Here is a 13,156-nt window from a genome sequence, read left to right as displayed (position 1 = left end):
GAAGCGGGCTCGAGGGCTCAGCTGGCGGCCAGCGTCCGCTTGGCCGCCTCGACCACGCGCTCGGTGCTGGGCAGGTATTTCATTTCCAGGCGGAACAGCGGGATGTGCGTGTCGTAACCGGTCACGCGCTCGACCGGCGCGAGCAGGTCGAACATGCACTCCTCGGCAAGGCGCGCGGCGATCTCGGCACCGAAGCCGGCGGTCTTGGGCGCTTCGTGCACGATCACGCAACGGCCGGTCTTGGCGACCGACTCGGCAATCGTGTCGAAATCCAGCGGCGTCAGCGTGGCGACGTCGATGACCTCGGCGCTGATGCCCTCGGCGGCTAGCACGTCGGCCGCTTCCAGCGTCTCCTTCACCTGTGCGCCCCAGGTCACCAGGGTCACGTCGGTGCCGTCGCGCAGCACGAAGCACACGTCCAGCGGCAGCGCCTCGCCATCGTCCGGCACCTCTTCCTTGTACTGGCGGTAGATGCGCTTGGGTTCGAAGAACATCACCGGATCCGGATCGCGGATCGCCGCCAGCAGCAGGCCGTAGGCGCGCGCGGGCGAGGAGGGCAGCACCACGCGCAGGCCCGGGATGTTGGTGAACAGGTGCTCGTTGGCCTCGGAGTGATGCTCCGGCGCACGGATGCCGCCGCCCCACGGGGCGCGCCACACGGCCGGCACCGTGATGCGTCCGCGCGTGCGGTTGCGCAGGCGCGCGGCGTGGCAGGCGATCTGCTCCATCATCGGGTAGATGAAGCCCTCGAACTGCGCCTCGGCGACCGGCTTCATGCCTTGCGCCGCCAGGCCCACGGTGACACCGGCGATGGTGGTCTCGTCCAGCGGCGTGTCGAGCACGCGCAGCTCGCCGAACTTCTCCTGCAGGCCCTGGGTGGCGCGGAACACGCCGCCGTTGACGCCCACGTCCTCGCCCAGCACGACCACGGACGGGTCGCGCGCCATTTCGTAGGCCAGCGCCTGGGTGACTGCTTCGATAAGGGTGATCTGTGCCATGGCTTAGTGGGCCCTGCTGTTATTGGGCGTGTTCTCGAGCGAGAGCGCGAGGTCGCGCTGTTTTTCCAGGTCGGCGGGGATCTCGGCGAAGGTGTAGTCGAACATCGCGGTGACCGGCTGGGTCTTGGTTTCGAGGTAGGCGTTGACCTCGTTGTCCATCCAGTCGTCGCACTCGGCCTTCCAGGCTTCTTCCTTCTTGTCGTCCCAGGCACCCTTGGCCACCAGCCAGTTCTTCAGGCGCTTGACCGGATCCTTGGCCCAGGCGTCCTTGACCTCCTGCTCGCCGCGGTAACGGCGCGCATCGTCGGCCGTGGTGTGGTCGCCCAGCCGGTAGGTGACCGCCTCGATGACGCTGCCGCCCTGGCCGTTGCGGGCGCGTTCGAGCGCGTCTTCCATAGCCTTGCGCACGGCGATGATGTCGTTGCCGTCGACCTGGATGCAGTACAGGCCCGCGGCGATGCCCTTCTGCGCGAGCGTGGGCGCGCCGGACTGGATCTTGCGCGGTACCGAGATGGCCCACTGGTTGTTCACGATCACCGCGACCATGGGCAGGTTCTGCGCGCCGGCGATGTTGATGGCGCCGTAGAAGTCGCCCTTGGACGAACCACCGTCGCCGATGGTGCACACCGCCACGCGCTTCTCGCCGCGGATCTTGAAGGCGAGCGCGGAACCGGCCGCGTGCAGGCACTGCGTGGCGATCGGCACCGACCAGGCGAAGTCGTGGCGCGCCGGCTCGTTCTGGTAGTCGTTGCCGCGCTCGTCGCCGCCCCAGTACATGTAGACCTCGCGCGGCTGCACGCCGCGGTAGAGCTGCGCGCCGTACTCGCGGTAGCTCGGCGCCAGCACGTCTTCGGGCTTCATGGCGCTGCCGATGCCCACGTGCGCGGCCTCGTGGCCAAGGCACGAGGCATAGGTGCCGAGCTTGCCGGTGCGCTGCAGCGCGATCGACTTGGCGTCGAACACGCGGGTGGAGAGCATCAGCTTGTAGAGCTCGACCATCTGGTTCAGATCCTGCGCGAACGCAGGCAGGTCGTCGCGCACCTGCTTGCCCTCGGCGTCGAGGTATTGCAGGTACTCGATTTCAAACTTGGCGGCGATGGACACGACTCGCTCCCATGGAAAGTGGGGTGGGGTGATGCTTGCGTGGGGAGGCGGCGGCCCATCCAGTGGGGCCCGGCGCGCGCTTTTCGTCCCGGAAAGACCGCGTTTGATAGCAGGCGGGGATGTTGCGGTGCAAGGTACGGTGCAACATGCGCCGGCGTGTGGAAACGATGCGGCCTGCCTTTGACATGGGTGTGACGCGCCGTCCCTGTCCTGGATCAGGGGCCGCTGCGAAACGCGCCCGCTACCATATCCGCTTCGATCGAAACGAACGGACGCATCCATGGCCGAGAACCAGCGCGACCTCGAAACCGGCATCGAGACGGACCTCGACGGCAAGATGACCTACGGCGGCTATCTGCAGCTGGGCACCCTGCTGTCGGCACAGCGGCCGCTTTCCGGCCATCACGACGAGATGCTGTTCATCGTGCAGCACCACGTGTCGGAACTGTGGATGAAACTGGTGATCCATGAGCTCAGGGCGGCGATCGCGCATCTGCAGGCGGACGATGTCGACGCCTGCCTGAAGGTGCTGGCACGCGTGAAGCAGGTGCAACGCCAGCTGTTCGAGCAGTGGGCGGTGCTGGAGACGCTCACGCCCGCCGAGTACCTGGAATTCCGCGACATGCTCGGGCCTTCGTCCGGCTTCCAGTCGCTGCAATACCGCATGATCGAGTTCATGCTGGGCAACAAACACGCGGACATGCTCAAGGTGTTCGCACACGACCCGGCCGCGCAGGCGCAATTGCGTGAGGTGCTCGGGTCGCCCAGCCTCTACGACGAGTTTCTGCGCTACCTCGCCCGCCACGGCCACGCCGTGCCGGGCGAGCTGGTCGAGCGCGACTGGACGCAGCCCTACCGGCGCCACGCCGGGCTGCTGCCCGTTCTCAAGCGCATCTACGAGGAGCGCGGCAGCTTCTGGCCGGAGTACCACCTGTGCGAGCAGCTGGTGGACGTGGAGGAAAGCTTCCAGCTTTGGCGCTTCCGCCACATGAAGACGGTGGAGCGGATCATCGGGCACCGCCGCGGTACCGGCGGCTCCTCCGGCGTGTCGTTCCTGAAGAAGGCGCTGGAGCTGGAGTTCTTCCCCGAGCTGCTGGACGTGCGCACGGTGCTGGGTACTTGACGGCGCTCGGATGGGCCGCCATTTGACGCGGCGCCCTCGGGCCGGTTACACGTCTGCGATGGCGCGCGGCCAGCGCGCCCTCATATCCAAGGGGAACCCATGAGCCAGACCGCCGACGCCGCACCGGCCGCGCCCGACTACCCGCAACTGCTCGGCCACCCGCGTCCGCTGTGGATGCTGTTCATGACCGAGTTCTGGGAGCGCTTCGCCTACTACAGCGTGAGCTGGGCGCTGGTGCTCTACATCGTGGCGCAGTTCTTCCACGGCGATCCGTCGGGGCAGGGCTGGGCCGCCGGCATCTACGGTGCCTATACCGCGCTGATCTATGCGGCCTCGATCTTCGGCGGCTACGTGGCTGACCGGGTGATCGGCTACCAGCGCTCGATCCTGCTGGGCGCCGCGGTCATGGCCGCAGGCCTGTTCACCCTGTTGCTGCCGAGCAAGCCGCTGATGATGCTCGGTCTGGCGCTGGTGATCGCCGGCGACGGTCTGTTCAAGCCGAACATCTCCACCATGGTGGGCCAGCTCTACGGCCGCGACGATCCGCGCCGCGACCGCGGCTTCACCCTGTTCTACATGGGCATCAATGCCGGCGCCTTCGTGGCGCCGCTGCTGACCGGCTGGATGGCGGCCTATTTCACCGACACGCCGATGCAGCAGAACTACCGCATCGTGTTCGGCGCCGCCGGCGTGGGCATGCTGCTGAGCTTCCTGTGGTTCTGGTTCGGCCGCCGCGGCCTGAAGGGCGTGGGGCGCCCGCTGCCGGGCATGGAGAACCGCCTGCGCGTGCTGTGGGTGCTGATCGGCGCGGGCATCGCGGTGCCGGTGATCTACGCCCTGCTGGCCTACGTCGGCGCCGATGGCCTGCAGTGGCTGCTCGGCGTCTTGTTCGTCGGCGTGGCGGCGGCGCTGATCGTCGAGGCGATGCGCCATGACCGGGTGCAGCTGCATCGCGTGATCGCCATGCTGATCGTGTTCGTCTTCAGCGTGGTGTTCTGGACCTTCTACTTCCAGTTTGGCACCTCGCTCAACTTCCTGGCCGAGAATTGGGTCGACCGCCAGATGTTCGGCGGCTGGGTGTTCCCGGTCGGCTGGTTCCAGTCGGTGACGCCGTTGTCGATCCTCGTGCTCGCGCCGTTGCTGACGCTGGTCTGGGCTGTGCTCGCGCGCCGCAAGGCGGAGCCGTCGATCCCGCGCAAGTTCAGCTTCGGGCTGATCTTCAACGGGCTGGGCTTCATCGTGCTGGTGTACGCGCTCAAGGAACTGCTCGGGCCCACCGGGCTGATTCCGTTCTGGCCGCTGGTGCTGTGCTACGTGATGCAGACGCTGGGCGAGCTATGCCTTTCGCCGATCGGCCTGTCGATGGTGACCAAGCTCGCGCCGCCGCGTTTCGTCGGCCTGGCGATGGGCGGCTGGTTCCTTTCGCTGGCAGGGGGCGGCGATTTCTCCGGCATCGTCGCCAGCCGCATCAGCGGCGAGCACGGCATGACGGTCGCCTCGGCGCTGTCGGGCTTCGGTTTCTGCTTCTGGGTACTGGCCGGTTCCGGCGTGCTGTTGCTGCTGATCTCGCCGCTGATCAACAAGCTGATGCACGGGGTGAAGTAGATCCTGCTACCGGGCCTTCCCCGTGCAAGCGGGGAGGGCTCACGGGCTGTCCGGCGGCATCAGCTTGTCGAGGATGCGCTCGAGCCAGGCCTGCTCCTCGCCGTCCAGCTTCGCCAGCAGCTCGCGCTCGCGCTGGCGCGCCATCGGCGCCACCTGGTCGTGGATCGCCCAGCCGGCCTCGCTGAGGCTGAGCACCGAGCGGCGCTTGTCGCCGTCGTGGGTGCCGCGGCTTACCCGGCCCGCTTCGACCAGCCGCGCCAGCGCACGGCTCACCGCCACCTTGTCCATCGCCGTGCGCTCGGCCACCTGGCGCGCGGACAGGCCGTCGAAGCGCGCCAGCACGGCCATCACCCGCCACTCGGTCACGCCCAGGTCGAAGCGTCGCTGGTAGTCGTCGGCGATCGCCTGGCTCACCGTGTTGGACACGATCGACAACTGGTAGGGCAGGAAATGCTCCAGTTCCAGCGGCGCGTGCTCCGGCGAGGCTTGCTTCGACGGGGCGTGCTTCAAAGGGACATGTTCGGCCGATGGACGGGCAGGTTGGCGCTTGGCGGGCACGGCGGCGCGGTTCCTTGCAAATGGTTTCATATGTAACTATAACGGCGTTCTAGCCGAATTCTTCGTGGCCGCCGCGCATGCTGCGGACAGGGCCGCGCTGCCAGCTTACGTCTTCCGCCATTCCAGGAGAGCGCCATGAACGCCCAACCGAACCTCGGCATGCAGGTCACCACGTTCGAGAACCCGATGGGCATCGACGGCTTCGAGTTCGTCGAGTTCGCCGCGCCGGCCGGGCGCGCGCAGGAATTGCACACGCTGTTCCGCAGGATGGGCTTCACGGCGGTGCTCAGGCACAAGAGCCGGCCGATCACCGTGTACCGCCAGAATGGCGTGAACTTCCTGGTCAACGAGGATCCCGATTCCTTCGCCGCCGACTTCGCCGCCAAGCACGGCCCCTGCGCCTGCGGCTTCGCCATCCGCTTCAAGACGCCCGCGGACGAGGTCTGCCGCAAGGTGCTGGCCAACGGCGGCGAGGCGGTCGAGCACAAGGCTTCCAGCAAGGCGGTGAACGCGCCGGTGGTCAAGGGCATCGGCGACTGCATGCTGTACCTGATCGACCGCTACGGCAACGCCGGCAGCGTCTACGACGCCGACTATGCGCCGGTCGAAGGCGCCGGTCCCAACCCCAAGGGTTTCGGCCTGACCTTCATCGACCATCTCACGCACAACCTCTACTTCGGCAACATGCAGAAGTGGTCGGACTATTACGAGCGGCTGTTCAACTTCCGCGAGATCCGCTACTTCGACATCAAGGGTGCCAAGACCGGCCTGGTGTCCAAGGCGATGACCGCGCCGGACGGCATCGTGCGCATTCCGCTCAACGAGTCGTCCGACCCCAAGAGCCAGATCAACGAGTACCTCGACGCCTACCACGGTGAGGGCATCCAGCACATCGCCTGCTTCACCGACGACATCTACGCCACGGTCGAGGCGATGCGCGCGCAGGGCGTGGAGTTCCTCGACACGCCCGACACCTACTTCGACGTGATCGACCTTCGGATCCCCAACCACGGCGAGGACGTGGCACGCCTGCGCAAGAACAAGATCCTGATCGACGCCGACCCGGAAACCAAGCAGCGCAAGCTGTTGCAGATCTTCACCCAGAACAACATCGGGCCGATCTTCTTCGAGATCATCCAGCGCAAGGGCAACGAGGGCTTCGGCGAGGGCAACTTCCAGGCGCTGTTCGAGAGCATCGAACGGGATCAGATGAAGCGCGGCGTGCTTTAGCGCCCGCTGCGCAGCTACGCTCGGGGTGAACGGTTGGAATTATCCGTTCGCCCTGAGCGTAGGCCCCAGCGGGCCGAAGTCGAAGGGCAGTCCATCAGGGAGCCGGAAATGGATTTCACCCTCTACATTCTCCAGTGCGCCGACGGCAGCCTGTACATCGGCCACACCGACGATCTGGACCGACGCATGGATCAGCATGACCAGGGGGCTGCGCCTACACGGCTACCCGTCGACCGGTGAAGCTGGTCCACACGGAAGCTTTCGAAACGCGATACGAGGCCCTGACCATGGAGCGCAAGCTCAAGGGTTGGAGCCATGCAAAGAAGTTGGCCTACATGGCCGGCGACTGGAGCGCCATCGGCGCTCTGGCCAAAGGCAAGCACAAGCACCAGCGTGTGCGGGAGGGCGCTTCGACTCCGCTCGCTGCGCGAGCTACGCTCAGCGCGAACGGTGAGGGGGCCATCACGCGTCAGACCCACCAGGAAAGAGACGCATGAACTACCAATCCGGCTTCGCCAACGAATTCGCCACCGAGGCGGTTCCCGGCACCTTGCCCGAAGGCCAGAACTCGCCCCAGCGCGTGGCCCATGGTCTCTACGCCGAGCAGTTCTCCGGCACCGCCTTCACCGCGCCGCGGCACCAGAACCGCCGCAGCTGGCTCTACCGGATCCGCCCGGCAGCAGTGCACGCGCCGTTCGAGCCGCTCGCGCACGAAGGCTTCCACAACCGTTTCGACGAGGCGCTGGCCACGCCCAACCAGCTGCGCTGGGACCCGCTGCCGAGCCCCGCGCAGCCCACCGACTTCGTGGACGGCCTGGTAACCATCGCCGGCAACGGCGGCCCAGCCGAACAGGCAGGCATCGGCATCCATCTCTACGCGGCCAACCGTTCGATGCAGGGCCGCTTCTTCTACGACGCCGACGGCGAGCTGTTGATCGTGCCGCAGCAGGGCCGCCTGCGCATCGCCACGGAGCTCGGGGTGATCGAGCTGGAGCCGCAGGAGATCGCGGTGATCCCGCGCGGCGTGCGCTTCCGCGTGGAGCTTCCGCAGATCGATGGCCGTGGGGGCGAGGCGCGCGGCTACGTCTGCGAGAACTTCGGCGCGTTGCTGCGCCTGCCCGAACTCGGCCCCATCGGCTCGAACTGCCTGGCCAACGCGCGCGACTTCCTCACACCCTGCGCGGCCTATGAGGACGTGGAGGGCGATTTCCGCCTGGTCGCCAAGTTCCAGGGCACGCTGTGGCAGGCGAAGATCGGCCATTCGCCGCTGGATGTGGTCGGCTGGCACGGCAACTACGCGCCGTACAAATACGACCTGCGCCGCTTCAACACGATCGGCTCGATCAGCTACGACCATCCCGATCCGTCGATCTTCACCGTGCTCACCTCGCCCAGCGACACGCCGGGAACGGCCAACGTCGACCTGGCGATCTTCCCGCCGCGCTGGCTGGTGGCGCAGCACACCTTCCGCCCGCCCTGGTTCCACCGCAACGTGGCCAGCGAGTTCATGGGCCTGATCACCGGCGTGTACGACGCCAAGGCCGAAGGCTTCGTGCCAGGCGGCGCCTCCCTGCACAACTGCATGAGCGGCCACGGCCCGGATGCGGCCACCTTCGAGAAAGCGTCGAGCGCGGATCTTTCCAAGCCCGACGTGATCGGCGGCACCATGGCCTTCATGTTCGAGACGCGCAAGGTGATCCGGCCCACGCGCCAGGCGCTGGAGTCGCCGCAGCTGCAGAAAAACTACTACCAGTGCTGGCAGGGCATCGCGCGGCACTTCGCACCGCCGCAGGCCTGAACTCTTTTGCGCAGGAGAACCCGATGAAGCTCGCAAGTCTCAAGGAAGGCGGCCGCGACGGCACGCTGATCGTGGTCAGCCGCGACCTCTCGCGCGCGGTCAAGGCCGGCGCCATCGCGCCCACGCTGCAGGCCGCGCTGGATGACTGGTCCAACGCCGCGCCGCGGCTCAATGCGTTGTCCGACGAGCTCAATGGCGGCCGGGCCGCGGGGGCCTTCGAGCTGGACGTGTCGGCGCTGGCCGCGCCGCTGCCGCGCGCCTACGAATTCGTCGACGGCTCGGCCTACCTGCCGCACGTGGAGCGCGTGCGCCGCGCGCGCGGCGCCGAGGTGCCGGCGAGCTTCTACACCGACCCGCTGATGTACCAGGCCACCAGCGCGGGCTTCCTCGGGCCGCGCGATCCGGTGGTGGTGCCCAGCGAGGATTTCGGCATCGACCTGGAGGCCGAGGTGATCGTGGTCACCGACGACGTGCCGATGGCGGCCACGCCCGAGCAGGCCTCCGGGCACATCCAGCTTGTCGGCCTGGTCAACGACGTGTCGCTGCGCGGCCTGATTCCCAACGAGCTGGCCAAGGGCTTCGGCTTCCTGCAGTCCAAGCCGCGTTCGGCGCTCTCGCCGGTGCTGGTCACGCCGGACGAGCTGGGCGATTGCTGGAAGGGCGACAAGCTGCACCTGCCCATGCGCACCTGGCTGAACGGCCGGTGGTTCGGCGAGGCCGAGTGCGGCGTGGACATGCAGTTCAGCTTCGCGCAGCTGGTGGCGCACGTGGCCAGGACGCGCCCGCTCACCGCCGGCACGATCGTCGGCTCGGGCACCATCGCCAACCAGGACACCGGCAAGGGCGCCTCCTGCCTGGCCGAGCAGCGCACCGTGGAAACCCTGCGCGACGGCAAGCCGAGCACGCCGTTCCTCAAGTTCGGCGATTCGCTGCGGATCGAGGTCACCGACGCCGACGGCGCCTCGATCTTCGGCGCCATCGAACAAATCGTCACGCCGCTGTCGGCATGATCGACGCCACCCAGGCGCACAGGCGCCTGGGTGGTCCCGGCCTGCCGGGCATCGTCCATCGTAGGAGCCTGCCGATGCCGCACCCCTTGTCCGTTCTCGTCGCCGGCGCCGCCGCGCCCTTGCTGGGCCTGGCGATCCATGCCGCTCCGGACCACGCCCTCGGCCACGCGGCCGACCGCGCGGCAGCGGCCCTGCCGCACAACCTGTGCGCCTCGTGCCATGGCGGGGGGAACGTGGTGTCGTCCGCCGATGCGCTCGATGCGCAGGACCTGACGACGGCGCGGATCTATCTGGAGGGTGCGGTTCGGGGTTGAGCTTTCCGGCGGGCAAGGCCTTGCGCGAAGCCCCGCGACCTTCTGTCCACCCAGCTCGGTCGTGTCCTGACCTCGGTCGAGGTCCACTCCGGAGTCACCGGCACACTGGCCCATGAGCCACACTCTTGCCGCGCGGTGCGGCGGCCAGCAGCGCCAGCCAGCCGGTTACGATCGCCAGGGAAGATACCGTTGCACGCATGAGGACAGGGCCCGCAGGAAGACGCCGCCATGTTTCCATGGCGGCGTCGCCCTTCTGCTGATCACATCATTGCGGCTTGCCGGCGGCTCTCCCCGCGGCCGCAGCGTCCGGCACGCTACCGGTCATCGTCATCGTCGTCGTCCGCCCACGGCGGCGTCAGGCCGGTGAAATCGCCGATGACCTTCGCATCGTATGGCCCGTTCAACCGATTGAAGCCGTCCCCCGGCACGTTGAGCTTGCCCTGGGTGAAGACGATCTTCCCGTGCGGCGAGACCGCGAACACCCTATCGTTGAACTGATCGCTGATCAGCGTGTCGCCATCGCGCAGGCGTACCGCACGCGTCGGCAGTGGGTTGGGGTTACTGCCTGCCTGCTTGTTGGTGAAGTATTGGCGGACCACGACGTCGTGGGCGTTCACCTCGACGATGCGGTTGTTGTTGGAGTCGGTGATCAACGTGTCGCCGTTACGCAACCGGCTGGCGAAGGCGGCGCCGTTGACCGTGCCGCCGGCGGTGAACTGGGCCACGATGTGGCCGTGCAGCGTCACCTCGATCACCCGGTTGTTGGATTCGTCGGCGATCAGCACGTGGCCATTTTCCAGCAGTTCGGCGCTGTTGGGATTGCTGAGCTGGTTGGCCCCGCTTCCGGCCACGCCGGTGGTGCCGTACTGCCACACGACGTGGTGGAAGCGGTCGACCACGATGACGCGCTGGTTACCCTGATCGGTGATGATCACGTGGAAGCCCGGCTCATCCCGGAATCCATCGAGCACCGCCGCCTGCACCGGCGTGTTCAGGCGGTTGAAACCGGCCCCGGTCACGCCGGCCTTGCCGTACTGCCAGACGATGTGGCCTTCATGGTCGACCACGAACACGCGGTTGTCGGGACAGCCGTTGATGGGGTCGGAGCATCCGGGCAACGGCGGGCTGCTGGGCGGGATGCCGGTCCCGGAAATCAGCGTATAGCGGCCGAAGCGCTCGGCGTCGTTGGTGCCCACCACGCTGTGCGGTCCGGGCTTGTCCGAGCCGGTGCCGAATTGCCACACGATGTAGTGGGTGTGCGGATCGACCTCGATCACGCGATTGTTGAACTGATCGGCGATCAACACGTCGCCGCGCCCCATCATTCCATGGTGCTGTACCTGTGCCGGCATCGCCGGCGACCATACGGCAGCGATGGCCAATGCGATAGCTGGTCCGAGCGCATGTCTTGCGGGGCTACGCCCGGGACGGTTGATGACTAGACCGCGCATACGACACCTCCTTCCACGCGGGTTCCCCCTGGACTGGACGCGAAGCGGAATGCCGGCGAGTGTGCGACCGGCATCTTTGGGTACCGGTGAAGCGGCTATCTAAAATGCCTTAAGCCTGCTGCCGCGACCGCCGGGCTACGGTGGAACCCGCTGGGCGCACGCAACTGCCCTCGGCGTCATGCGCTGTACACGGTGCAGAGCCTGTGTCTGCTGGCCAGGCATCGCCCGGTGCTTGGCCTGGCGCCGTTGCGCGTGCTCACCATCGGCTACTTTGGCTCGATGCCGGTGGCGATGGTCATGCGCGTACGCAGCGTCACCCGGGCCGGCCGTGCGCCGCTTCATGCCGTTCGTGGTGCTGCCGCTTTTGCCAGCGGAGCATGCCGCTCGACATCCGCTGCGGCGGGATCGCCTGCGTGGCACGCGTTTCGGCTGGTTCCTGCCGATCAAGGTGACCCTGGCCTTTACCGTGCTGGGCGTATTCGTCAACGCAGCCTGGGCCGGCCTGTGCGGGCGCATGAGCGTGTGCCGCTTCCGCCGCACTCTCCGCGCCGTGCTGGTGTTGATGATGGGCATCGTGTTCCTGGCCAAGACCATGTTCTACTTGTAGGTCTATCCAGACGAGGAGAACCGCCATGTCGCAAGTGAAGTTCAAGGGTGAGCCGGTCGAGGTCACGGGAACGTTTCCGGCCAAGGGCGCGCAGGCGCCGGCCTTCACTTTGGTCGGCAAGAGCCTGACCGACGTGGCGCTTTCCAGCTATGCCGGACAGCGCAAGGTGCTCAACATCTTTCCCAGCATCGATACCGGCGTGTGCGCCACTTCGGTGCGGCGCTTCAACGAAGTGGCGGCCGGCCTCTCCAACACCGTGGTGCTGTGCATCTCGGCGGACCTGCCGTTCGCGCAGGCGCGCTTCTGCGGTGCCGAGGGCCTGGAGCGGGTGGTGACGCTCTCGACCATGCGCGGGCGCGAGTTCCTCGCCGACTACGGCGTGGCGCTGGCGACCGGGCCGTTGGCCGGGCTGGCCGCGCGGGCGGTGGTGGTGCTGGGCGAGGACAACCGCGTGCTGCATGCGCAGCTGGTCGACGAACTGACCCACGAACCCGATTACGACGCGGCGATCAAGGCGCTGGGCTGAAGCAAGGATGCGCTCGTGCTCCCTCTCTCCCGGCGTAGCCGGGGAGGGAGCCGAAAAGCGCGCAGCCTCAGCGGCTGACGGAGACGAGCGGCACGCCGATGCCGCGAGCATCGGGGTTCAGGCCGATGCCGTATTTCAGACTGCGGCCGATGCGCTGGGCGTAGTCGATCATCTGCGCCGCGCCGGCTTCGTCCAGCTCCTGCCTGCAGGTGGCGCTCCACAGCGCGAGCCAATGGTCGAAATGCTCGGCGCGAATGGGCAACTGGCGATGCACGGCCATCGGGTTGCCGCGGTAGCTGGCCGCACGCAGCACCACCGAGCACCAGAACGAGGTGAGCAGGCGCTTGTGTTCGGGCCAGTCGTGCACCACCGGGTTGAACACCGGGCCGAGCACGGGATCGGCGGTGACCTTGTCGTAGAAGCGGTCGACCAGGCGGGCGATCGCCTCTTCAGTGAGCGTGGTATCTGACATGGGATCGTTCGATGGGATCACCGGCGCCGCGAGGGCGCCGGCGACACAGCTTACTTGAGGGTCAGCGTGCCTTTCATCAAGACGGCATGGCCAGGTGACGTAGTGCCCATGGCCACGTAGATGTGGCGGATGCTCCGGCGCGCAGGCGTGCCGAAGAACACCGCCTTCCACGAAGGGCACAACTTCCTGGTCGTCAACTCTGACGAGTGCATCGACTGCTTCCTGTGCGTGGGCGCTCGGGAGCAGAGGCGGGGAGCTGAGTAAGGTTGCCGGGTGGGTAGTGTGTGCGCACACCTGCTCCCTCTCTCCCCCTGCTCCTATCAAGGATGGGGGAGAGGGCTGGGGTGAAGGGTCGAGGCT

Annotated in this window: 15 protein-coding genes; 10 read left to right on the top strand and 5 right to left on the bottom strand. The window is 67.1% G+C overall.

Annotation, left to right across the window (positions count from 1 at the left end):
* Positions 1–17: 17 nt before the first annotated feature.
* Together VGU65_RS12495 and pdhA are read right to left on the bottom strand one after the other, a co-directional pair.
* Entirely contained in the window at positions 18–998 is a 981-nt protein-coding gene (locus tag VGU65_RS12495; protein WP_327476180.1) for an alpha-ketoacid dehydrogenase subunit beta, read from the bottom strand.
* A 3-nt stretch (positions 999–1,001) separates the two neighbouring features.
* Positions 1,002–2,102, bottom strand: coding sequence for a pyruvate dehydrogenase (acetyl-transferring) E1 component subunit alpha (gene pdhA, locus VGU65_RS12490; RefSeq protein WP_327476178.1), 1,101 nt, complete (start codon positions 2,100–2,102; stop codon positions 1,002–1,004).
* 280 nt (positions 2,103–2,382) lie between these two features.
* On the opposite strand from pdhA, the gene VGU65_RS12485 reads away from it, so the two are divergent.
* Both VGU65_RS12485 and VGU65_RS12480 read left to right on the top strand, forming a co-directional pair.
* On the top strand, positions 2,383–3,225 hold the full coding sequence (locus VGU65_RS12485) for a tryptophan 2,3-dioxygenase (protein WP_327476177.1): 843 nt from the start codon (positions 2,383–2,385) through the stop codon (positions 3,223–3,225).
* 99 nt (positions 3,226–3,324) lie between these two features.
* Positions 3,325–4,830, top strand: coding sequence for a peptide MFS transporter (locus VGU65_RS12480; RefSeq protein WP_327476175.1), 1,506 nt, complete (start codon positions 3,325–3,327; stop codon positions 4,828–4,830).
* A 39-nt stretch (positions 4,831–4,869) separates the two neighbouring features.
* Here VGU65_RS12480 and VGU65_RS12475 read toward each other — a convergent pair whose 3' ends face one another.
* Positions 4,870–5,340, bottom strand: a complete 471-nt coding sequence (locus VGU65_RS12475; protein WP_327476173.1) for a MarR family winged helix-turn-helix transcriptional regulator — start codon at positions 5,338–5,340, stop codon at positions 4,870–4,872.
* 207 nt (positions 5,341–5,547) lie between these two features.
* On the opposite strand from VGU65_RS12475, the gene hppD reads away from it, so the two are divergent.
* From hppD to VGU65_RS12445, 6 genes are all read left to right on the top strand, one after another.
* Complete coding sequence (hppD, locus tag VGU65_RS12470; protein WP_414655823.1) at positions 5,548–6,618, top strand: 4-hydroxyphenylpyruvate dioxygenase; 1,071 nt, start codon at positions 5,548–5,550, stop codon at positions 6,616–6,618.
* A 108-nt stretch (positions 6,619–6,726) separates the two neighbouring features.
* On the top strand, positions 6,727–6,858 hold the full coding sequence (locus VGU65_RS12465; RefSeq protein ID WP_327476169.1) for a GIY-YIG nuclease family protein: 132 nt from the start codon (positions 6,727–6,729) through the stop codon (positions 6,856–6,858).
* A 47-nt stretch (positions 6,859–6,905) separates the two neighbouring features.
* Positions 6,906–7,115, top strand: coding sequence for a hypothetical protein (locus VGU65_RS12460; protein WP_327476167.1), 210 nt, complete (start codon positions 6,906–6,908; stop codon positions 7,113–7,115).
* A complete protein-coding gene (gene hmgA, locus VGU65_RS12455; protein ID WP_327476166.1) occupies positions 7,112–8,416 on the top strand; it encodes a homogentisate 1,2-dioxygenase in 1,305 nt (434 codons plus the stop codon). Before VGU65_RS12460 ends, hmgA begins: the two co-directional genes overlap by 4 nt.
* 23 nt (positions 8,417–8,439) lie before the next feature.
* Positions 8,440–9,426: a fumarylacetoacetate hydrolase family protein gene (locus tag VGU65_RS12450; protein ID WP_327476164.1), complete on the top strand. Its 987-nt coding sequence runs from the start codon at positions 8,440–8,442 to the stop codon at positions 9,424–9,426.
* Complete coding sequence (locus VGU65_RS12445) at positions 9,423–9,740, top strand: hypothetical protein (RefSeq protein ID WP_327476162.1); 318 nt, start codon at positions 9,423–9,425, stop codon at positions 9,738–9,740. Before VGU65_RS12450 ends, VGU65_RS12445 begins: the two co-directional genes overlap by 4 nt.
* 314 nt (positions 9,741–10,054) lie before the next feature.
* On the opposite strand, the gene VGU65_RS12440 is transcribed toward VGU65_RS12445, so the two are convergent.
* Positions 10,055–11,065 carry an NHL repeat-containing protein gene (locus VGU65_RS12440; protein WP_327476160.1) on the bottom strand — a complete coding sequence of 337 codons (1,011 nt, stop codon included), beginning with the start codon at positions 11,063–11,065 and terminating at the stop codon, positions 10,055–10,057.
* Positions 11,066–11,519: 454 nt separating this feature from the next.
* Between VGU65_RS12440 and VGU65_RS12435 the strand changes: the two genes are divergently transcribed.
* The gene (locus VGU65_RS12435; RefSeq protein ID WP_327476158.1) at positions 11,520–11,798 is read left to right on the top strand and encodes a hypothetical protein; all 279 of its coding nucleotides are present in this window, start codon (positions 11,520–11,522) and stop codon (positions 11,796–11,798) included.
* 25 nt (positions 11,799–11,823) lie between these two features.
* Positions 11,824–12,324 carry a thiol peroxidase gene (gene tpx, locus VGU65_RS12430; RefSeq protein WP_327476156.1) on the top strand — a complete coding sequence of 167 codons (501 nt, stop codon included), beginning with the start codon at positions 11,824–11,826 and terminating at the stop codon, positions 12,322–12,324.
* A gap of 67 nt (positions 12,325–12,391) precedes the next feature.
* Here the strand turns inward: tpx and VGU65_RS12425 are convergent, their stop codons facing one another.
* A complete protein-coding gene (locus VGU65_RS12425) occupies positions 12,392–12,796 on the bottom strand; it encodes a group III truncated hemoglobin (RefSeq protein WP_327476154.1) in 405 nt (134 codons plus the stop codon).
* Positions 12,797–13,156: the final 360 nt, after the last annotated feature.

The sequence above is a fragment of the Frateuria sp. genome (genome assembly GCF_035943815.1).
In the GTDB taxonomy this organism is placed as follows: Bacteria; Pseudomonadota; Gammaproteobacteria; order Xanthomonadales; family Rhodanobacteraceae; genus Frateuria_A.
Note: the sequence above shows the minus strand (reverse complement) of the source record. Positions and strands in the feature narration are given on the sequence as shown.